Annotated in this window: 15 protein-coding genes; 6 read left to right on the forward strand and 9 right to left on the reverse strand. The window is 69.8% G+C overall.

Annotated features, from left to right (window positions below):
• Nucleotides 1–38 precede the first annotated feature (38 nt).
• A complete protein-coding gene (locus tag EDF27_RS16660; RefSeq protein WP_132050066.1) occupies nt 39–1,592 on the forward strand; it encodes a stealth conserved region 3 domain-containing protein in 1,554 nt (517 codons plus the stop codon).
• A gap of 168 nt (nt 1,593–1,760) precedes the next feature.
• Here EDF27_RS16660 and EDF27_RS16665 read toward each other — a convergent pair whose 3' ends face one another.
• The 5 genes from EDF27_RS16665 to EDF27_RS16685 all read right to left on the reverse strand — a co-directional run bounded on the left by EDF27_RS16665 (nt 1,761) and on the right by EDF27_RS16685 (nt 7,172).
• Complete coding sequence (locus EDF27_RS16665) at nt 1,761–2,720, reverse strand: phosphodiesterase (protein WP_123653441.1); 960 nt, start codon at nt 2,718–2,720, stop codon at nt 1,761–1,763.
• Between the two features lie 190 nt (nt 2,721–2,910).
• Nucleotides 2,911–4,602, reverse strand: coding sequence for a cytochrome bc complex cytochrome b subunit (locus tag EDF27_RS16670; protein WP_123653442.1), 1,692 nt, complete (start codon nt 4,600–4,602; stop codon nt 2,911–2,913).
• Nucleotides 4,602–5,666: a Rieske 2Fe-2S domain-containing protein gene (locus tag EDF27_RS16675; protein ID WP_123653443.1), complete on the reverse strand. Its 1,065-nt coding sequence runs from the start codon at nt 5,664–5,666 to the stop codon at nt 4,602–4,604. The genes EDF27_RS16670 and EDF27_RS16675 overlap by 1 nt, the downstream gene beginning before the upstream one ends.
• A 33-nt stretch (nt 5,667–5,699) precedes the next feature.
• On the reverse strand, nt 5,700–6,512 hold the full coding sequence (locus EDF27_RS16680; RefSeq protein WP_123653444.1) for a cytochrome c: 813 nt from the start codon (nt 6,510–6,512) through the stop codon (nt 5,700–5,702).
• 21 nt (nt 6,513–6,533) lie between these two features.
• A complete protein-coding gene (locus tag EDF27_RS16685) occupies nt 6,534–7,172 on the reverse strand; it encodes a heme-copper oxidase subunit III (protein ID WP_123653445.1) in 639 nt (212 codons plus the stop codon).
• Between the two features lie 71 nt (nt 7,173–7,243).
• Between EDF27_RS16685 and trpD the strand changes: the two genes are divergently transcribed.
• Nucleotides 7,244–8,299 carry an anthranilate phosphoribosyltransferase gene (gene trpD, locus EDF27_RS16690; RefSeq protein WP_132050068.1) on the forward strand — a complete coding sequence of 352 codons (1,056 nt, stop codon included), beginning with the start codon at nt 7,244–7,246 and terminating at the stop codon, nt 8,297–8,299.
• 121 nt (nt 8,300–8,420) lie between these two features.
• Here trpD and glpK read toward each other — a convergent pair whose 3' ends face one another.
• Together glpK and EDF27_RS16700 are read right to left on the reverse strand one after the other, a co-directional pair.
• Nucleotides 8,421–9,932 carry a glycerol kinase GlpK gene (glpK, locus tag EDF27_RS16695; RefSeq protein WP_123653447.1) on the reverse strand — a complete coding sequence of 504 codons (1,512 nt, stop codon included), beginning with the start codon at nt 9,930–9,932 and terminating at the stop codon, nt 8,421–8,423.
• Nucleotides 9,933–10,006: 74 nt separating this feature from the next.
• Complete coding sequence (locus EDF27_RS16700; RefSeq protein ID WP_123653448.1) at nt 10,007–10,729, reverse strand: MIP/aquaporin family protein; 723 nt, start codon at nt 10,727–10,729, stop codon at nt 10,007–10,009.
• Nucleotides 10,730–11,033: 304 nt separating this feature from the next.
• Between EDF27_RS16700 and dhaK the strand changes: the two genes are divergently transcribed.
• The 3 genes from dhaK to dhaM all read left to right on the forward strand — a co-directional run bounded on the left by dhaK (nt 11,034) and on the right by dhaM (nt 13,469).
• Nucleotides 11,034–12,035: a dihydroxyacetone kinase subunit DhaK gene (gene dhaK / locus EDF27_RS16705; RefSeq protein ID WP_123653449.1), complete on the forward strand. Its 1,002-nt coding sequence runs from the start codon at nt 11,034–11,036 to the stop codon at nt 12,033–12,035.
• A 67-nt stretch (nt 12,036–12,102) separates the two neighbouring features.
• Nucleotides 12,103–12,729 carry a dihydroxyacetone kinase subunit DhaL gene (dhaL, locus tag EDF27_RS16710; RefSeq protein WP_132050070.1) on the forward strand — a complete coding sequence of 209 codons (627 nt, stop codon included), beginning with the start codon at nt 12,103–12,105 and terminating at the stop codon, nt 12,727–12,729.
• Nucleotides 12,726–13,469 carry a dihydroxyacetone kinase phosphoryl donor subunit DhaM gene (dhaM, locus tag EDF27_RS16715; RefSeq protein WP_132050072.1) on the forward strand — a complete coding sequence of 248 codons (744 nt, stop codon included), beginning with the start codon at nt 12,726–12,728 and terminating at the stop codon, nt 13,467–13,469. The genes dhaL and dhaM overlap by 4 nt, the downstream gene beginning before the upstream one ends.
• A gap of 24 nt (nt 13,470–13,493) precedes the next feature.
• On the opposite strand, the gene EDF27_RS16720 is transcribed toward dhaM, so the two are convergent.
• Nucleotides 13,494–14,057, reverse strand: a complete 564-nt coding sequence (locus EDF27_RS16720; protein ID WP_243698398.1) for a TetR/AcrR family transcriptional regulator C-terminal domain-containing protein — start codon at nt 14,055–14,057, stop codon at nt 13,494–13,496.
• 30 nt (nt 14,058–14,087) lie between these two features.
• Here EDF27_RS16720 and EDF27_RS16725 point away from each other — a divergent pair, with 30 nt between their 5' ends.
• Nucleotides 14,088–15,332: a beta-ketoacyl-[acyl-carrier-protein] synthase family protein gene (locus EDF27_RS16725; protein WP_207909655.1), complete on the forward strand. Its 1,245-nt coding sequence runs from the start codon at nt 14,088–14,090 to the stop codon at nt 15,330–15,332.
• Here the strand turns inward: EDF27_RS16725 and EDF27_RS16730 are convergent.
• Nucleotides 15,319–16,152: a helix-turn-helix transcriptional regulator gene (locus EDF27_RS16730; protein ID WP_132050076.1), complete on the reverse strand. Its 834-nt coding sequence runs from the start codon at nt 16,150–16,152 to the stop codon at nt 15,319–15,321. The genes EDF27_RS16725 and EDF27_RS16730 overlap by 14 nt on opposite strands.
• Between the last annotated feature and the right edge of the window lie 94 nt (nt 16,153–16,246).

A 16,246-nucleotide genomic window follows, 5' to 3' on the forward strand; every position in this document is an offset into this window, starting at 1 on the left:
CGGGCACGTGGTCCGACCACACGAGACGAAGGGCATGGATGAGCAACGAGACCGAGCCGGTGACCGAGAGTCCTCTGCTGAACCCTCGACCGTCCTCCGGCGGTCTCGATCGATCCGACGTCGTGCTCCGGAAGGGGCGCTTCACCCTGCTGAACGGGCACCTGACCCCGCAGCAGTCCATGATCGAAGACCTGCTCTTCCTCGACGACGCGCTCACCGCCGCGGACGTCGACCACCTGCTCATCCGCGGCAACGACCAGCGCCCGGTGATCGCGCTGGACGAACGGGACCGCCAGCGCGCCGAGTCCGCCGTGATGGACGCAGCCGTCGGTGAGCCCTTCTACGCGAAGCCGCCGGGGAAGCCCGCGGTGCTCGTCGTCGACGACGGCCTCGGCTCGCCGGACGACCTGGTCCTGCGTGTCTTCCGTCCGCGCGTCGAGCCGCTCGGTCGACTCCGCTACGGCGCCGAGACCAGCGTCCAGATGGAGTTCTGGCGGGTGACGGACACCGAGGTCCTCGCACCGGTGGAGAACGCCCTGATGCGCCGCAGCCTGCCGGTCGAGGAGTTCGTCCTCGTCGACATCGAGCGCTACGGTCGCACCTGGCGCACCGTCGAGCACATGTTCGACGACCACGTCTCGGACATCCGCTTCCCGATCGACATCGTCTTCTCGTGGGTGGACGGCAACGCGATCGAGTACCAGCGCGCGCGCCAGGCAGCGCAGTCGTCCGCCGTCCTGGGGGAGGGCGACGACGCCCCCGCCCGCTTCCGGCAGATCAACGAGCTCAAGTACGCTCTCCGCTCCGTGTACATGTACGCGCCGTGGGTCCGGACGATCTACATCGCGACCGACTCCCCGGCACCGGCGTGGCTCGCCGACCACCCGCGCGTCCGGATCGTCCGCAGCGAGGAGTTCTTCGCCGACCCGTCCGTGCTGCCGACGCACAACTCCCAGGCCGTCGAGTCGCAGCTGCACCACATCCCGGGCATCAGCGAGCACTTCATCTACTCGAACGACGACATGTTCTTCGGCCGGCAGGTCGACCCGTCGGTGTTCTTCAGCCCGGGTTCCGTGACGAAGTTCATCCTCGCCACCACGCGGATCGGCCTCGGCTCGAACAACCCGGCACGCAGTGGCTTCGAGAACTCCGCGCGGGTGAACCGCCGGCTCCTCGCGCAGCGCTTCGGCGCCGTGACGACCCGGCACCTCGAGCACGCTCCCACCCCGCTCCGCTCGAGCATCATGACCGAGATGGAGCACGAGTTCGCGGACGAGTTCGCGGCGACCGCCGGCTCCCGGTTCCGTGCGGCGGAGAACATCTCGGTGACGAACTCGCTCTACCACTACTACGCGCTGCTCACCGGTCGCGCGATCGTGCAGGAGAACGCGCCCGTCCGCTACATCGACACCACGATGCAGTCCGGGCTCCGCGCACTCGAGGACCTGCTGAAGAAGCGGAACGTCGACTTCTTCTGCCTGAACGACGGCAGCTTCCCCGAGGTCAGCGACGACGAGCGCACCACACGCGTCACCGACTTCCTGGACCGCTACTTCCCGTTCCCGGCCCCGTGGGAGAACCCGGACGCGTAGCGCCGCGGGAGGACGCGTGCGCTGGCGCTGGCGCTGGCGCTGGCGCTGGCGCTGGCGCTGGCGCTGGCGCTGAGATCGCACTTCGTGTCGGGTCCGTCACAGACGATCCGACACGAAGTGCGATCTCACCAGGTACGGGACCAGCGCCGGGGCCGGGGCCGGGGCGCGTCAGCGGTGGACGGGGGAGACGGGGACCGAGTCGAGCGTGAAGACGGGGATGCTCGAGGTCACCGGAGCCGGCTCGACCGCCGCGGGGATGACGACCCCGGCCGCCGCGAGACGGGCGTCCGTCTGCTCGGACGACACCGGTTCACCGACCGTGGCGTACTGCCCGATCGGCACCACCGAGTGCACGACGTTGTGGCCGTACACGTGCACCAGGTTGAACGACTGCGCACCGTCGCGGCCGCGCGTCCCGCCCTGGAACTCGTTGAGGTCCTGCGTGTAGCACGTGGCACTCGCCACGGAGACCGGGATGCCGGCGAACACGGCGCTCGTCGAGTAGTGCAGGTGCCCGGCGATGATCGCCAGGATGTCGGATCCCTCGACGACCTCGGCCAGCGCCTGCTGCTCGCGGAGCTCCACGAGGACGGTCAGGTCCTGCACGCTCGGGACGGGCGGGTGGTGCATCGCGAGGATCGTGCCGTGCGGTGCGGCCTCGGAGAGCACCTCTGCGAGCCAGTCGAGCTGCTCGGGGGTGACGATGCCGTAGTGCTCGCCCGGGACGCTGGTGTCGAGGGTGATGACGCGGAGGCCGTTCACCTCGTACACGAAGTCCACCGGACGGTCGGTGGGGTGGAGTCCGAAGAGCTCCTGCCGGAACGCGCCGCGCTCGTCGTGGTTGCCCATCGCCCAGATCACCTGGGCGCCGATGCGCTCGGCAGCCGGCTCGATGATCCGTCGGACGCGGGCGTAGGCCCCTGGCTCGCCCTTGTCCGCCACGTCCCCGGTGATGATGATCGCCTCCGGACGGGCACCGGATGCCTCGATCTCGTCGATGATCTGCGACAGCCGTGCGGCCGAGTCGACGTCCCCGTAGAGGTCGCCGTCACCCGCGATGAGGTGGGTGTCGCTGAGGTGGAGCAGGAAGTGGTTCGGCCTGGGGTGCTCGGCCGTCCGGGATTCCATCGGGTTCTCATTCCGTTGGTGGGCCCCTCGGGGGAGGAGCCCGTTCCAGATGCGTGGTGCAACACGATGCCACACCGTCCTGGACGAGTCCAGCACGCCCTCGTGAATCGCGGGTGAACCGAATGCGGCGTGGCACGAAACAACCCCCACCACGATCGTGGCGGGGGTTGTTTCGTTGCGCTGTCCGGACTCAGTGTCCGCCGGCTCCGACCTGCGGGGCCTGGTGCGTGCCCTCGAGGTCTGGGCCGTGGTGCGCGGCGTGCGCAGCCTCGAGCTCGGACTTCGAGACGGGCGCGATGCGGTCCTCGAAGAAGAAGCGCGACATGCCGGCGCGGACCTTCTGGACCGGGGTGATCTGCCCCTTGGCGTTCGGACGGATCATGAGCGGCTTGTACTCGTTGAACTGCAGGAGCTTCCAGCGCTCGTACTCGTCGAGCTGCTCGTGGACCTCGATGTACTCACCGTGCGGGAGTCGGACGATGCGGCCCGACTCGTAGCCGTGGAGGACGATCTCGCGGTCCTTCTTCTGCAGCGCCAGGCACACGCGCTTCGTGATCCAGAAGGCGACGAACGGGCCGAGGACCGTCGTGGCCTGGATGACGTGGATCACGCTGTCGATCGACACCAGGAAGTGCGTTGCGATGATGTCCGAGCTCGCCGCGGCCCAGAGGCTGGCGTAGAGCGTGACACCGGCAGCGCCGAACGCGGTGCGGGTCGGGGCGTTGCGGGGACGGTCCGCGATGTGGTGCTCACGCTTGTCGCCGGTGACCCACGCCTCGATGAAGGGGTAGATGAAGATCGCCAGGATGAGTCCGACGAGCACCGCGATCGGCGCGAGGATGTTGAACGACACCGTGTAGCCGAACCACACGACTTCCCAGTGCGGGGGCACCAGTCGGAGCGCGCCGTCCGCGAAGCCGATGTACCAGTCGGGCTGGGTACCGGCGGACACCGGGGAGGGGTCGTACGGGCCGTAGTTCCAGATCGGGTTGATCGTGAACAGCGACGCGATGAGGGCGAGGATGCCCGCGACGATGAAGAAGAAGCCACCGGCCTTCGCGGCGAACGCCGGGAGGATCGGGACGCCCACGACGTTGTCGTTGGTCTTGCCGGGGCCCGCGTACTGCGTGTGCTTGTTGACCACGACGAGCACGAGGTGGACGCCGAGGACCGCCACGAGGATCGCCGGGAGCAGCAGGATGTGCAGCGTGTACAGGCGGCCGACGATCGCGGTTCCGGGGAACTCGCCGCCGAACAGGATGTAGCCGATCCAGACGCCGATCACCGGGACGCCCTCGATCATGCCGACGATGATGCGGAGACCGTTGCCGGAGAGCAGGTCGTCGGGGAGCGAGTAGCCGGTGAAGCCCTCGGCCATGGCGAGGACCCACAGCACGAAGCCGAAGACCCAGTTGAGCTCGCGCGGCTTGCGGAAGGCACCGGTGAAGAACACGCGGGCCATGTGCAGCATCACCGAGGCGACGAAGAGCAGGGCCGCCCAGTGGTGGATCTGCCGGACGAAGAGCCCGCCACGGATGTCGAACGAGATGTTCAGCGTCGACTGGAGTGCCGTCGACATCTCGACGCCCTTGAGCGGGACGTAGGAGCCGTTGTAGACGACCTCGGTCATCGAGGCACCGAAGAAGAACGTCAGGAACGTCCCCGACAGCAGGATGACGACGAAGCTGTACAGCGCGACTTCACCGAGCATGAAGCTCCAGTGGTCGGGGAAGATCTTGCGACCGACCTCCTTCACCAGACCGGAGATGCTCGTGCGCTCGTCGATGTAGTTGGCGACCCCGCCGATGATGCGGGACCCACGCTCCGGAGCGGGCTTGGTGCTCGCCGTGTTCGGTGCGTTCGTGGTGGTGGTGCTGGTCATCAGCGTTCACGCTCCCAGAAGGACGGTCCGACCGGCTCGTGGAAGTCGCTCTGCGCAACCAGGTAGCCGTCGTCGTCGATCGCGATCGGAAGTTGGGGGAGGGGGCGAGCCGCCGGACCGAAGATGACGTCGCAGTTGTTCGAGACGTCGAAGGTCGACTGGTGGCAGGGGCACAGCAGGTGGTGCGTCTGCTGCTCGTAGAGCGCGACCGGGCATCCGACGTGGGTGCAGATCTTGGAGTAGGCAACGATACCGTCGTAACCCCAGTTCTCGCGGCCCTTCGAGGGGTTGAGGTCCTTCGGGTCGAGGCGCATGAGGAGCACCGCGGCCTTGGCCTTCTCCTCGAGCATGTCTTCCTTGTCGAGGAGCCCGTCCGGGATCACGTGGAAGACCGAGCCGATGGTGACGTCCGAGGCCTTGATCGGCAGACCGGTCGGGTCCTTCGTCAGGCGCGTGCCCTTCGCCCACATGGTGTGGCGGAGGAGCTCGTTCGGGTCGGCGGCCGGGGCGAGGTCGCGGACCAGCACGATGCCGGGCAGCGGGAACGCCACGAGGGCGCCGATCATCGAGTTGCGGATCAGCTTGCGACGGCTGAAGCCGGACTCCTTGTCGGCGAGCTGGAAGGCCTCGACGGCCTTCGCGCGGGTCGCGTCGGTGCCACGGGTGGGGTGGCGGAGCTCGCTGATCTCTCGGTCGGAGACCAGGGACTTCGACCAGTAGACCGCGCCGATGCCGAGGGCGAGCAGCGCGAGCGAGATGGCCAGACCGAGGAAGAGGTTCGCGGTGCGGACCGTGCCGAAGTCGTCGGACTTGATCGGGAACGCGACGTACGCGGCGATCGACAGGACGCTGCCGACGATCGAGAGGTAGAAGAACGTCGCGACCTGGCGCTCGGCCAGCCGCTGCTTCTTCGGGTCGACGTCGGTGCGGCGCGCGCGGTGCGGCGGCTCACCCGGGTTCTCGAACGGTTCCGCGGGCAGGACCGCGGTGCCGGCCGGCACCGAGGTGCCGTGCTTCTCGACAGCCGAGGACGAGTTCAGCGCCTCGTCGTCGTGCTCTGCCATGGTGTTCCCTTCAGTGTCGTGCGACACGGACGATCAGTTGGACTTCGCGGTCAGCCAGACGGTCATCGCGACCACCGCGCCGAGTCCGAAGATCCAGATGAACAGACCCTCTGCCACCGGGCCGAGGGCGCCGAGGCCGAAGCCACCGGGCGAAGCGTTGTCCTGCACGTACTTGAGGTACGTGATGATGTCGGCCTTCTGCTGCGGCGTGATGTTCAGGTCGTTGAACACCGGCATGTTCTGCGGGCCCGTGACCATGGCCTCGTAGATGTGCTTGCCCGTGACGTTCGTCAGGTTCGGCGCGTACTTGCCCTCGGTCAGGGCACCACCGGCACCGGCGACGTTGTGGCACATCGCGCAGTTGATGCGGAAGAGCTCCGCACCGGCGGCGGCGTCACCGTCGGAGCCGTCGGTGAGCGACGTCGAGGGGATCGACGGGCCGGGGCCGAGCGAGGCGACGTACGCCGCGAGGGCGTCGACCTGCGTGTCGGTGAACTGCGAGGGCTTCTCTTCGGCCTGGGGGCCCTGGGCAGCCATCGGCATGCGACCGGTGCCGACCTGGAAGTCGACCGACGCTGCGCCGACACCGATGAGGGACGGGCCCTCGCTGGTGCCCTGTGCGGACAGGCCGTGGCAGGTGGCGCAGTTGGACGCGAAGAGCTTCTGGCCTTCGTTCACCTGCGACTGGCTCGCGGCCGCGACCGTGGTCGTGCTGCTGTCGTCGGCGGAGGCCGTGGAGCTGAACAGCGCGTACGCACCGCCGGTGGTCATCAGACCGACGACGATGAGCGAGACGGTCGCCAGCGGGGAGCGGCGGCCCTTCTTGGACTTGGTTCTGTTGAACATGCGGTGGGTGCTGTCCGATTCCTACTTGAGAAGGTAAATGACGGCGAAGAGGCCGATCCAGACCACGTCGACGAAGTGCCAGTAGTACGACACGACGATGGCCGTGGTGGCCTCCTTGTGGCCGAAGTTCTTCGCGGCGAAGCCACGGCCGAGCGTCAGGAGGAAGGCGATCAGGCCACCGGTCACGTGCAGGCCGTGGAAGCCGGTGGTGAAGTAGAACGCCGAGCCGTAGGCACTGGAGGAGAGCGTGATGCCCTCGTGCCAGAGGTTGGCGTACTCGAAGATCTGGCCGCAGACGAAGACCGCGCCCATGCAGTACGTGACGAAGAACCACTCCGTCATGCCCCAGTCACGGGGGTTCCAGCTCGTGCGGTGCACCTGGAAGCGCTCGGCGGCGAAGACCGCGAACTGGCACGCGAAGCTGGACAGGACCAGCACGATCGTGTTCACCGAGGCGAACGGCACCTCGAGGTGGGCGGTCTCGGTCGCCCAGAGCTCGGGGGAGGTGCTGCGCAGCGTGAAGTAGATCGCGAACAGGCCGGCGAAGAACATGACCTCGCTGCCCAGCCACACGATCGTCCCCACGGCAACGGGGTTCGGCCTGTTGAGGACCGTACCGCTGGCTGGTCTGGAGAGAGGGGTGCTTGTCACAGAGTCCATTATGGCCGAAACCACCGACAGTGTTTTGCCAGGCAACTGGCGGGTCGTTCGAAAACAGTACGATCGCGGGTATGTCTGACGTTCTCTCCTGGCCTGCCGTCATCAGTGCGCTCATGGCGCGCGAGGACCTGACGATCAGGCAGTCCACATGGGCCATGGAGGAGATCGTGCACGGGCGCGCCACCGACGCCCAGATCGCCGCCTTCGCCGTGGCCCTCCGCGCCAAGGGCGAGACCGTCGACGAGGTGGTCGGTTTCCGCGACGCGATCCTCGAAGCCGCCGTCCCGCTGGACGTCGACCCGATGGCGCTCGACATCGTCGGCACCGGCGGCGACGTGGTCGGCACCGTGAACGTCTCGACGATGGCGGCGATCGTGATCGCCGCCGCCGGCGTGCCGGTCGTCAAGCACGGCAACCGCGCGAGCTCCTCGAAGTCGGGCTCGAGCGACGTCCTCGCGGCGCTCGGTCTCGACCTCACGATGGACGCGGTGCGCGTCGCGGACACGTTCCGGCGTGTCGGGCTGACCTTCGCCTTCGCGAGCGCCTTCCACCCGGGCTTCGCGCACGCCGCCCCGGTCCGCCGTGAGATCGGCGTGCCGACCGTCTTCAACTTCCTCGGCCCGCTCGTGAACCCCGCACGGTGCGAGGCGAACGCCGTCGGCGTGGCGCAGCTCGAGCTGGTCCCGATCATCACGGGCGTGTTCCAGACACGCGGCGCGACCGCTCTGGTGTTCCGCGGCGACGACGGCCTCGACGAGCTCACCACGACCGGCCACAGCCACATCTGGGAGGTCACCGGCGGCCGCGTGACCGAGCACGACCTCGACCCGCGCGACCTCGGCATCGCCCGTGCCCGGATGGAGGACCTGCTCGGCGGCGAACCCGCGGAGAACGCGGCGATCGTCCGGCGTGTCCTGGCGGGGGAGACCGGTCCGGTCCGCGACATCGTGCTCCTGAACGCCGCGGCCGGCCTGGTCTCGTTCCGCCTCGCCGAGGACCCGGAGCAGTGGGACCGGCCGATCCTGCACCGCTTCCGCGAGCAGCTCGTCGTCGCGGCCGAGGCGATCAACTCCGGTGCCGCCGAGCGGAAGCTCGCCGACTGGGTCGACGCGGCACCCGTCGCGTAGCCGACGGACCGCGCGGGTCACGTCGGACGCACCGCGGCCCTGGACCACGGACGGGAGGCCCGGTGCCGGTCCCAGGGACCGGCACCGGGCCTCCCGGCTGGTGCGTCGCGTCAGCTGACGACTACTGGACGTCCTCGTCGACCCAGTCGAAGGTCTTCGTGACGGCCTTCTTCCAGAGGCGCAGCGTGCGGTCGCGCTCCGCGGCGTCGAGCTGCGGCTCCCAGCGCTGGTCCTCCTGCCAGTTGGCACGGAGCTCGTCGAGGTTCGCCCAGAAACCGACGGCGAGGCCGGCTGCGTAGGCGGCGCCGAGCGCGGTGGTCTCCGCGACGACCGGTCGGACGACCGGCACGTCGAGGATGTCCGCCTGGAACTGCATGAGCTCGTTGTTGGCGGTCATGCCGCCGTCGACCTTGAGCTCGGTCAGGTCCACGCCGGAGTCCGCGTTCACGGCGTCGAGGACCTCGCGGGTCTGCAGCGCCGTGGCCTCGAGGGCCGCACGGGCGATGTGGCCCTTGTTGACGTAGCGCGTCAGGCCGACGATCGCACCGCGGGCATCCGGACGCCAGTACGGCGCGAACAGGCCGGAGAACGCCGGGACGAAGTACACGCCGCCGTTGTCGTCGACCGTCTTCGCCAGCGCCTCGACCTCCGGGGCGCTCTGGATGAGGCCCAGGTTGTCGCGGAGCCACTGGATGAGCGACCCCGTGACGGCGATCGAGCCCTCGAGCGCGTAGTGCGTCTCCTGGTCACCGAGCTTGTAGCCGACGGTCGTCAGCAGCCCGTTCTCGGAACGGACGATCTCCGTGCCGGTGTTGAAGATCAGGAAGTTGCCGGTGCCGTACGTGTTCTTCGACTCGCCCTTGTCGAACGCGGCCTGGCCGAACGTCGCGGCCTGCTGGTCGCCGAGGATGCCGGCGATCGGGACCTCGCGGAGGAGGTTCGACGACTCGACGTGGCCGTAGACCTCGGAGGAGCTGACGATCTCCGGGAGCATCGACTTCGGCACACCGAAGTCCGCCAGGATGTCGTCGCGCCACTGCAGCGTCTCGAGGTCCATGAACAGCGTGCGGGACGCGTTCGTGACGTCGGTCTTGTGCACGCCGCCGTCGACGCCACCGGTCAGGTTCCAGAGGACCCAGGTGTCGGTGGTGCCGAAGAGCAGGTCCCCGGCCTCGGCCTTCTCGCGTGCACCCTCGACGTTCTCGAGGATCCACATGATCTTGGTGCCCGCGAAGTACGTCGCGAGCGGGAGACCGACGACCGACTTGTAGCGGTCGGTGTCGCCGTCGGCGAGCTTGTCGACGATCGACTGGGTGCGGGTGTCCTGCCAGACGATCGCGTTGTAGACGGCCTTGCCGGTGGTCTTGTCCCACACGACCGCGGTCTCGCGCTGGTTCGTGATGCCGACCGCGGCGACGTCGTGGCGGGTGATGTCGGCGCGGGAGAGTGCCTGGCCGATCACCTCACGGACGTTGTCCCAGATCTCGGCGGGGTCGTGCTCGACCCATCCCGCGCGCGGGAAGATCTGCTCGTGCTCCTTCTGTCCGACGGAGATGATCGAACCGGAGTGGTCGAAGACGATTGCACGGGTGCTGGTCGTGCCCTGGTCGATGGCGACGATGTAGTCGGCCATTGGTGCTCCTTACGGGTGTTCGGTGCTGCGGCCGGCCCCGGCGTTGGGGCCGGCCGACGGGGACGGGTGTGGGATCAGGCGAGGGGGAGCAGTGCGTACGACAGACCTGCCGCGATCGCACCACCGATGAGCGGACCGACGACCGGCACCCAGGCGTAGGCCCAGTCGCTCGAGCCCTTGCCCTTGATGGGCAGGAAGGCGTGCGCGAGGCGCGGGCCGAGGTCACGGGCCGGGTTGATCGCGTACCCGGTCGGGCCACCGAGGGAGACACCGATCGCGATCACGAGGAAGGCCACGGGGATGGCGCCGAGCTCGGACGGGGTCTTGCCGTTCGTGAACGCGATGACCACGAAGACGAGGACGAAGGTGCCGATGATCTCGGTGACGAGGTTCCAGCCGTAGGAGCGGATGGCCGGGCCGGTGGAGAACACGCCGAGCTTGGCGGCCGGGTCGGGCTCCTCGTCGAAGTGCTGCTTGTAGGCGAGCCAGACGATGACCGCACCGATGATCGCGCCGATCAGCTGGGCGAGCCAGAAGAGGAACATCTCACCGACGGTGATGTTGCCGAGGATGGCCTGGGCGAGGCTGACGGCCGGATTCAGCTGGCCGCCGGACTTGTACGAGACGGTGACGCCGGCGAAGACCGCGAAGCCCCAACCGATCGTGACCATGAGGAAGCCTGCGCCGAAGCCCTTGGACTTCTTGAGTGACACGGCGGCGACGACACCGCCACCCAGGATGATGAGCATCGTGGTGCCGACGAGCTCGGAAAGGAACTTGACGCCGATGTCGTCCATCGGTGACCTCCATTGCGCTGGTTGGGGGTCCCGATGCTGCTCGGCACTCCCCATCGAGTGATTGTGGCGAGCATACTGCCGGGGATTTCCGACGGGTGATGAACACGTGAGCGATCTGCGGGAAGTTGCACGAACGTGCATGAGGAGTGTGCGTCAGGCCATTCCGGGGCAGGATCCCCACGGGCACCCCGTGCACGAACGTGCAGGTCCGGGGAACGCACGCCCGTTGTAGCCTTGGCCCACTCCGGACGACGTCGGCGGTGTGCAGGCCTCGTCCGGGCGTCCGACCCGTGGAGGCCCCGTCATGAAGAAGCTCATCAACGACCCGCAGGACGTCGTCATCGAGACCGTGCGGGGGTTCGCCCAGGCGCACGCCGGTCACGTGGTCCTCGTCGAGGACCCGATCCACCTGCACCGCGCCGACGCCCCGGTGTCCGGCAAGGTCGGCATCGTCAGCGGCGGCGGCAGCGGGCACGAACCCCTGCACGCGGGCTTCGTCGGGTACGGCATGCTCGACGCCGCCGTTCCCGGTCCCGTCTTCACGAGCCCCACCCCTGACCCGATCGTCGCGGCGACGAAGGCCGTGGACGGCGGAGCGGGCGTGCTCCACATTGTGAAGAACTACACCGGCGACGTGCTCAACTTCGAGACGGCCGCGGAGCTCGCCGGGATGGACGACATCAGGGTCGAGTCCGTCGTGGTCGACGACGACGTCGCCGTGCAGGACTCGCTCTACACGGCCGGCCGCCGCGGCGTGGCCGGCACGGTCGTCGTCGAGAAGTGCGCCGGTGCCGCTGCCGAGCGCGGCGACGACCTCGACGCGGTCGCGGCCGTGGCCCGCCACGTCAACGACGTCACGCGGTCGATGGGCCTCGCGATCGCGCCGGGCACCGTGCCGCACGCGGGGGAGCCGTCCTTCTCGCTCGGAGACGACGAGGCCGAGCTCGGCATCGGGATCCACGGCGAACCCGGACGCGAACGCATCGCGATGGCGCCCGTGGACGCCCTGGTCGACCGGGTCCTCGAGCCGATCCTCACCGACCTCGCTGCCCCTGCCGGCTCCCGGCTGCTGCTCCTGGTGAACGGGATGGGCGGGACGCCGCTCTCCGAGCTCTACATCGCCTACCGACGCGCCGCCGAGGTGCTCGCGGACCGCGGCCACGAGGTCGCGCGTAGTTTGGTGGGCGACTACGTCACGTCCCTCGAGATGCAGGGGTTCTCGATCACCGTCACGGTGCTCGACGACGACCTGATCACCCTGTGGGACGCACCGGTCGAGACCCCGGCGCTGCGCTGGGGCCGCTGACACCGACCGGCCGGCACCGTCCGGCCGCCGATCCGGGCCGTGCTCGGCCCGCAGGAAGGAACACCAATTGGCGCTCGACACCGCATGGGCCATCGACTGGGTCCGACGCACCGCCGCGACGATCGACGAGCACCGGGCGGAACTCGTCACGCTCGACCGCGAGATCGGTGACGGCGACCACGGCGAGAACCTCGACCGCGGCTTCCGCGCCGTGCTCGAGGCCGTCGACGTTGGCTCGTTCGACACCCCCGGGTCGGTCTTCAAGACGGTCGCCACGAAGCTCATCTCGACGGTCGGCGGTGCCGCCGGCCCGCTGTTCGGGACCGCGTACCTCAAGGCCGCGCAGGCCGCCGGTGACGCCGCCGAGCTCGACGCGGACACCCTCGTCGCGGTGCTCACCGCGGCGCGCGACGGCGTCGTCTCGCGCGGCAAGGCCGCCGTCGGCGACAAGACGATGATCGACGCGTGGACCCCGGCGGTCGACGCGGCCGCCACCGCTGCGCAGGCGGGGGAGAGCCCGGAGCGGGTGCTCGCGGCCGCTGCGGACGCCGCGGTCACCGGCGCCGAGTCCACCGAGCCGCTCGTCGCCCACAAGGGCCGCGCCAGCTACCTCGGCGAACGCGCCGTCGGGCACCGCGACCCCGGCGCACAGTCCACGGCCTACATCCTCCGCGCAGCGGTGGACGCGGCGTGAGCGTCGGCATCCTGATCGTCTCGCACAGCGCGGCGATCGCGTCCGGCACCGTGGAGCTCGCCCGGCAGATGGCGGCGGACGTGCAGCTCGTCGCCGCGGGCGGCACGGACGACGGCGGGATCGGGACCTCGTTCGAGGCGATCACCGCGGGCATCGAGGAGCTCTCCGGAGCCGACGCGATCGTCGTCCTGTGCGACCTCGGCTCCGCCTACCTGACCACCGACACGGCGCTGGACTTCCTCGACGACGACGTCCGGGAACGGGTCCACGTGTCCGACGCCCCCATCGTGGAGGGTTCGGTGGCCGCCGCGGTCGCGGCCCAGACCGGTGGTGACGTCGACGCGGTGCTGGCCGCCGCGGCGTCCGCCGCAGCGTCCGAGGCGGACGCGGGCACGGCCTCCGGTCCGGATGCCGGCGACCGCCTGTCGGACGGAGGACGGCCTGGAGGCCCGGTGCCGGATGACGGCGCCGGTCCCGTCGGCGATGTGAGCGCGTCCACGACCGTCGAGCTGGTCAACGAGACCGGGCTGCACGCCCGCCCAGCGGCCGAGTTCGTGAAGACCGCCGCGAAGTACGACGCCGCGGTCCGCGTGAACGGCGTCGACGCGAAGAGCCTCCTCGGGATCATGGCGCTCGCGCTGCCCAAGGGGGCGACGGTGACCATCGTGGCCAGCGGCGACGACGCCCAGGACGCGGTCGACGCGCTCGACGAGCTGGTGCGCTCCGGCTTCGGGGAGTGACTCGGCGAGGGCGGGTCGCCGGGGTCAGTCGGTGATGCTGACGGTCGCGGCGACGTCCACGTCGGACGGCCCGCCGACGGCGCCAGCGGTGGCGAACAGGGTGGCCCCGAAGACCGCGCTCCAGAACGTCCGCGCATCGCGGGGGATCCCGTGCGCGCTCGTCCAGCCGTGGTCGCCGACGATGCGCTCGAGGTAGCGCTCGGATTGCCGGAACAACACGGCGAGCAGCGTGCCGGTGCGCTCGCGCAGGGCGTCGTCGTCCTGCGCGAGCCCGAGCGCGGTGACGAGGAGCCCGGTGGAGGGCATCGCGAGTGCTGTCCGGGCCAGGACGTCGCGGAACGCCGGCGCCGTCGTCGCCCGTCGACCGGCCGCCTGCAGCCGCGTGGTGTCGCGGAGGAACCGGACGAAGGCGGCGTCGATCACGAGCCGGTCCTTCGAGCCGAAGTGGTGCGTGATCTGGTTCGGGTAGACCCCGGCGGTCCGCGCGACCTCGCTCACGGTCAGCGCGCGTGGACTGCGGTCGGCGAGGAGATCGGCCGCCGCCGAGAGGATCCGGGCGCGTGTCGCCGTGCCCCGTGTGGTTGCCATCGCTGAATTGTACGTGGTACAACTCCACTTGTGCAGCATACAAATCGAGACTCCGACGACATCGTCATCACCGGCTACGGCGCCGTCTCGCCGTTCGGGCACGGGGTCGCCCCGCTCTGGGACGCGCTCGTCGCCGGGCGGTCCGGCGTCCACGAACTGCAGCGGGACGGCGACCTCTGGGCGCAGGTCCCGATCCGGATCGGCGCCGACGCAGACCTGGACGCCGACGCGGCACTCGGCCGGGTGCGTGCGAAACGCCTCGACCGGAGCCAGCAGCTCGCACTCGTCGCGTCGGAGGAGGCGTGGGCCGACGCCGGCGCGCCGTCCGTCGACCCCGAGCGGCTCGCGGTCGTCCTCGGGACCGGGATCGGCGGGATCGAGACCCTGCTCGACGCACACGACGAGCTGGGTCGGAACGGCGCCAGGCGGGTGTCGCCGCGGACGGTGCCGATGCTCATGGCGAACGGCGCCGCCGCGCAGATCAGCATCGACCTCGACGCCCGGGCCGGTGCGTACACGACCGTCTCGGCGTGCGCGTCGGGTGCGGAAGCCATCGCGATGGCCGCCCGGCTGATCCGGAGCGGTGAGGCGGACGTGGTCGTCACCGGGGGAGCGGAGGCCGCGGTCACCCCGGTCACGATGGCCTCGTTCGCGCAGTCCCAGGCGCTCGCCAAGCCGAACGGTGAGGACCCGGTGACGCTGTCCCGGCCGTTCGACGTGTCCCGACGCGGCTTCGTGCTCGGGGAGGGCGCCGGGATCGTCGTGCTCGAACGGGCATCGCACGCGGCGGCCCGGAACGCCCGGGTGCACGCGGTGCTGGCCGGGTGGGGGATCACCTCCGATGCCTTCCACATCACCGCGCCGCGGCCGGACGGGTCGGGTCAGGAGCGCGCCATGACCTCGGCGCTCCGGATGGCCGGGCTCACGGGTGCCGACGTCGACCACGTCAACGCGCACGCCACGTCGACGCCGGTCGGGGACGCGAGCGAGGCGCAGGCGATCGCACGGGTCGTCGGTCGGGAGGCGGTGGTCACCGCGCCGAAGAGCGCGATCGGCCACATGTTCGGTGCGGCAGGGGCTGTCGAGACGATCCTCACCGTCCGCGCGCTGGAGACCGGGGTGGTGCCGCCGACGCTGAACCTGGAGCACCTCGACCGGGCGATCGACCTCGACGTGGTGTCGGGGACGGCTCGGTCGACGACGATCCGGGCGGCGCTGAACAACTCGTTCGGGTTCGGCGGGCAGAACGCGTCGCTGGTGCTCAGCGCGGCGTGAGCGTCTGCAGTCCGGTCACCCGGAGGAGGTCGAGTTTCGCGGCGTCCTCGGAACCCGGCACCGCGGTGTAGACGACGATCCGGAGGTCCCCGCCGGGCACGCTGAGCACGTCGCAGTCCACCGCGATCGGCCCCACCGGCGTCCGGAGCGTCTTCCGGCTCGCCCGGTGCTCGGCCACGCGCGCCGTCGCCCACCGCCGCTCGAACTCCGGGGACTCGCGGCGCAACTGCGCGACGAGGTCGGCGAGCTGGCGGTCACCCGGGTACCGCCCGAGCGCCGCACGGAGGTCGGCGACCAGGTCGCTGGAGAACTCCTCCTGGTGGTCGTCGTCGTACTCGACGCCGTCGTGGCCGACCATGAAGTGCCGCCACACCAGGTTCCGCTCCGGCCCGACGAGTCGCTCGGGGTCGCCGGTGAGCGCCGCCCAGAGGCCGTTCCACAGCAGGATGTCGTGGGTCGCCGTGAACACGGCGAGGGGCACGTCGCCGAGCCGGTCGACCACACGCTGCACCCCCGGGGTGATGTGCCGGGGCACGACACCGCGCGACGGGGGAGCGGCGTCGGCGACACGGAACAGGTGGTCGCGCTCCTCCGTGGTGAGGCGGAGGGCGGTGGCGAGCGAGCCGAGGAGCTGCGGGGAGGGGTTCGTCGACCGGCCCTGTTCGAGACGCACGACGTAGTCGACGCTCACCCCGGCGAGTGCTGCGAGTTCCTCGCGGCGGAGCCCCGGCGTCCGACGGCCGGGTGCCGCGGGCAGCCCGACCTCCTCCGGGGTCACCCGGTCGCGCCAGGACCGCAGCACGTTCGCGAACTCGCTCATGCGTCCATCCTCCCTCGGACCCGCCACCCCGAGGTGGTACTCCCGGTCCCACTGTCTAAGGGCACCTGGGTCATCCGCGACCACGGGACGAGGC

Origin of the sequence: Curtobacterium sp. PhB136, assembly GCF_004346855.1 — a bacterium.
Lineage (GTDB): Bacteria > Actinomycetota > Actinomycetes > Actinomycetales > Microbacteriaceae > Curtobacterium.

Excerpts from the sequence above, each read along its gene's own strand:
- EDF27_RS16660 (WP_132050066.1), top strand. The coding sequence starts at position 39 with ATGAGCAACGAGACCGAGCCGGTGACCGAGAGTCCTCTGCTGAACCCT.
- EDF27_RS16665 (WP_123653441.1), bottom strand. The coding sequence starts at position 2,720 with ATGGAATCCCGGACGGCCGAGCACCCCAGGCCGAACCACTTCCTGCTC.
- EDF27_RS16670 (WP_123653442.1), bottom strand. The coding sequence starts at position 4,602 with ATGACCAGCACCACCACCACGAACGCACCGAACACGGCGAGCACCAAG.
- EDF27_RS16675 (WP_123653443.1), bottom strand. The coding sequence starts at position 5,666 with ATGGCAGAGCACGACGACGAGGCGCTGAACTCGTCCTCGGCTGTCGAG.
- EDF27_RS16680 (WP_123653444.1), bottom strand. The coding sequence starts at position 6,512 with ATGTTCAACAGAACCAAGTCCAAGAAGGGCCGCCGCTCCCCGCTGGCG.
- EDF27_RS16685 (WP_123653445.1), bottom strand. The coding sequence starts at position 7,172 with ATGGACTCTGTGACAAGCACCCCTCTCTCCAGACCAGCCAGCGGTACG.
- trpD (WP_132050068.1), top strand. The coding sequence starts at position 7,244 with ATGTCTGACGTTCTCTCCTGGCCTGCCGTCATCAGTGCGCTCATGGCG.
- glpK (WP_123653447.1), bottom strand. The coding sequence starts at position 9,932 with ATGGCCGACTACATCGTCGCCATCGACCAGGGCACGACCAGCACCCGT.
- EDF27_RS16700 (WP_123653448.1), bottom strand. The coding sequence starts at position 10,729 with ATGGACGACATCGGCGTCAAGTTCCTTTCCGAGCTCGTCGGCACCACG.
- dhaK (WP_123653449.1), top strand. The coding sequence starts at position 11,034 with ATGAAGAAGCTCATCAACGACCCGCAGGACGTCGTCATCGAGACCGTG.
- EDF27_RS16720 (WP_243698398.1), bottom strand. The coding sequence starts at position 14,057 with ATGGCAACCACACGGGGCACGGCGACACGCGCCCGGATCCTCTCGGCG.
- EDF27_RS16730 (WP_132050076.1), bottom strand. The coding sequence starts at position 16,152 with ATGAGCGAGTTCGCGAACGTGCTGCGGTCCTGGCGCGACCGGGTGACC.